Raw genomic sequence first — 2979 nt, 5'->3', positions numbered from 1 at the left:
ACCGTATTCTGAGCTGAAGACAGCAAGCCTTGATCGGGATTGCCCGATCGTTTCGCGCTTGCAGCTGTGCAGGCGATCTAAAAAGCGTCGGCGATGCTACTCCGCCGCAACCAGCTCCGCTTGCTGCGCCGATTTCTCGGGGCGCCAGGATTGCGCCGCGTGGCGGGCGCGGTCTGCCAGGGCGGCTAGGCGTCCGCGCAGGTTTCGTCCACCCACCACCGACGACAAGATCACCGAATGCGTCGCAAAGCGGCGCTTGAAATCCTCGCCGCCGCAGAGAAAATCGATCGTGGTCAAGCCCCGGTCAAACGACCACTGGATGTAATCCATCATCAAGACCATGCCCGGCGAGGCCCGTTCGAAGGCCGGATCATAGGTGGTGACGAAAGCCATCATCGTTCCATGCTGCTCGAAATTGATCGAGATGGCGATGATCTCGTCTTCGCGTTCGAGCACGAAGATGCGCAGCAATCCGAGCTTGGCCAGAACGGAGATCAGTGCCGCCAGCGCGGGGGAGCCTTCGTCGAAAAGGTCCGAAACGCGGCCGTGTTTTGCAAGCCACAACCGCTTCAGCGCGGCGACGCGCTCCAGCACCGGCTCGCGGGCTTCGTGCGCATCCATCAGCCGGAAACGCAGCGCGCCGCCTTCCTCCATGAATTTGTAGCCACGGCGATAGTTTTGCCGGGTTTTCTTCGACTGGCTTTCAAACCATTGTGCGCCGCGTTGCCCGGCGCCGGAAACTCGATAGCTGACCTCGCTGCGGTGGCTTGGCTGCAAGATATTGCCCTGCCCTGGGGCGGCGGGACCGAGCAGGGTCCGGAATCGGGCATCGGGCAACAGACGATTGAGGTAGGCAAGATCGAAGCCGCCATCATCGAGAATATGCTGCCAGAGTTGCGGCAGGATCTGTGGCTCGGCATCGGGAGCAAGCAGGACATCGCCATAGTCGCAGTGATCCTTCGCCGCCCACTCCAGCATACGGATGCCCGAGCGCCAGAAGGTCGCGAGCGCAATGACGGCCTCGAGACGCTCGCCGCTCCAGACCAGGCCGATCCTGAGACCGCGACGGTCCTGATGCGGTGTGGTGTGCCACCAGGCCGAGATCCAGTCGGGATGCTGGAAAACGAGGCCGCCGGCGCGTTGCCAGAGCGCTGCCCAGGCGGGCGCGATTTCTGCCAGTCGCGCTGGCGAGGTCGCAATTTCGATCCGGTGCGTTCGCGGCATCCGGAACACGGCGGGTCCGTTCATGGCTTCCCCCTTTGCGGCGATTGCTGTGGCTCGGGCTTGTCGGTGCGGAAATGTCTGGCGATCTGCCGCCACATCCGCTTCAGCGGCATGACATAGAGGCCTGCGAGCGACTGGTAGTCGCGCACGTTGCGTTCGATCAAACCGAACTTGAAGTCCTCGTCGGGTCGCGGAACGCACAGAGTTCCGAAGAGCCGATCCCAGAACGAGAAGAGCAGCCCGAAGTTCTTGTCGTAATGGCGCGGGTCGGTGCTGTGGTGCAACTGATGCCAGTGCGGGCACAGGATCAGATTGTTCAACGGCCCGAACGAGATCTTGAAATGCGTGTGCCTGACGAAATCCATCATCAGGATGTTGCGTATGATGTAGACGTTGACCCCGAAGACCGTCAGCTCAACGAGGTTGAGCGACACCAGCGACCAGATGCCGAAGCAGATGCCCGGAATGACGCCGTCCCAGGCCCGGTTCATCAATTCGTCGAGCGGGTGGACGCGATCCTTGGTGATGCCAACCATCACCTCGGCCGAATGGTGGACCTTGTGCAGTTCCCAGAGCACCGGGTAGCGGTGCTGGGCGACGTGGTAGAGATAGTACGAGATGTCGTACGCAAGCAGCATGGTGATGGTGAAGATCGTCACCGTCACCGGCCCTGCCGGTCCTTCGATCAGGGGCGGCTGGATTGCCAGCAGCGTGGAGAGCAACCAGTTCGTCGCATAGCCGACGGCGCTGACGAAGACGACGCCGGCGGGCAGCATGAGGAATGGCATCAGCGCCTTCCGCGTCACCCAGAACAAAAGGTCGGCTTTCGCCGAAGGATGCGTGATGACCTCATGCGGGACTGCGAACTCGAAGAACTCTTTCCAGCTCTTTTTCTCGACCGTGCGCCAGTAGGCGACCAGGGCGCTGACCAAAGCAGTCAGCAAAAGAAGTCCGGTCGCCAGCAGGCCGGCGCCGGAAATCCGGTCAAGAACCTTGTAGACGATATCGCTGGCCATTTCCAAGGTTGCCGCCTCTTCATCCGGGTTTTCCGGTCGTCGCGGTCATAACATTGAAGTCCTCAAGCAAATGCGATGAAAATTGGTTAAGAAATCATGAGGCTTTCTAGATTTTAGGCACTTATCGGCAGGCGACGAGACCTCATGCTTCGGCGGTCATCCGTCTCAACCGGCGCAACGGATAGATATTCATAGGGATGGTCGGCGTGACGGAACGCCTCACCATCGCCGCGGTCCAATGTGCTGGGCGTGATGATGGGAACGTGAGACGAGATGCTTCCGGCCGGTGCTCTTGCCATCGTCATCGGCTTTCGCCATGAAGGCCGATGAATTCCCCTCTGCCAGCCAGCGCACGCCAGCGGCTCGACGACCTGCTCGTCCAGCGCGGGCTGTTTGCCAGCCGCTCACGTGCCCGCGACGCGGTCGAGCGTGGCACGGTGACCGTCGACGGCGTCATTGCGCGCAAGCCCGGCCAGAGCGTTTTGCCGCAATGCCTTGTTGCCATCGATGATCCGGCGCAAGGCTATGTGTCGCGCGCGGCACTCAAGCTGATCGGTGGGCTCGATCATTTCGGCCTCGACCCTGCCGGCTGTGAAGCGCTCGACATCGGCGCCTCGACCGGCGGCTTCACCCAGGTGTTGCTCGAGCGCGGCGTGGCCCATGTCACCGCGGTCGATGTCGGTCATGGCCAGATGCATCCTGATATCGGCGGCGACCCGCGTGTGACGGTGATCGAAGG

General features: G+C 61.6%; 3 protein-coding genes. 1 reads left to right on the top strand and 2 read right to left on the bottom strand.

All coding sequences use genetic code 11. The features are described 5' to 3' along the window. Window positions 1-96 precede the first annotated feature (96 nt). The gene (locus EN750_RS26855; protein WP_127398431.1) at window positions 97-1248 is read right to left on the bottom strand and encodes a GNAT family N-acetyltransferase; all 1152 of its coding nucleotides are present in this window, start codon (window positions 1246-1248) and stop codon (window positions 97-99) included. Continuing rightward, window positions 1245-2240, bottom strand: a complete 996-nt coding sequence (locus EN750_RS26850) for a sterol desaturase family protein (protein WP_189526473.1) — start codon at window positions 2238-2240, stop codon at window positions 1245-1247. Before EN750_RS26850 ends, EN750_RS26855 begins: the two co-directional genes overlap by 4 nt. A gap of 326 nt (window positions 2241-2566) precedes the next feature. On the opposite strand from EN750_RS26850, the gene EN750_RS26845 reads away from it, so the two are divergent. Further along, window positions 2567-2979 (top strand): SAM-dependent methyltransferase (locus tag EN750_RS26845; protein WP_281062331.1); only part of this gene is annotated, 413 nt, incomplete at its 3' end.

The sequence above is a fragment of the Mesorhizobium sp. M7A.F.Ca.ET.027.03.2.1 genome (assembly GCF_003999175.1).
Taxonomy (GTDB): domain Bacteria; phylum Pseudomonadota; class Alphaproteobacteria; order Rhizobiales; family Rhizobiaceae; genus Mesorhizobium.
Note: the sequence above shows the minus strand (reverse complement) of the source record. Positions and strands in the feature narration are given on the sequence as shown.